General features: G+C 61.2%; 1 protein-coding gene. It reads left to right on the top strand.

The window, feature by feature from the left end:
• Positions 1-106: 106 nt before the first annotated feature.
• Positions 107-299: hypothetical protein (locus WLY71_RS30865; protein ID WP_347806603.1), on the top strand; the 193-nt coding region annotated here is incomplete at its 3' end.

Consider the following 299-nt stretch of genomic DNA (forward strand, 5'->3'; position numbering starts at 1 on the left):
GGTCAATACGGCCATTACGCAACACGGACTCCACACAAGCACGCGCGCGGCCATTAACCACGCCTTCAACTTGGCTCTGCAGGGGCCTTCCGGTCGGGTCCAACTGATGCCAGCGTGGCTCGAACACCAAACAGTGATGACACTACTGCCCACACCCCTTTCCCCACAACAGCGCTCTGCGATTTCACGATTTCTGTGTCACCTCGAGCAGCAGGATCTGCGCTGGTCAACGCTGGCGCCTGCTGCGGGCGAAGTGCGCCCAGCAGCCTTGGAGGCGGCGGTCAATACGGCCATTACGC

This window comes from Pseudomonas rossensis (assembly GCF_039888995.1).
Lineage (GTDB): Bacteria > Pseudomonadota > Gammaproteobacteria > Pseudomonadales > Pseudomonadaceae > Aquipseudomonas > Aquipseudomonas rossensis.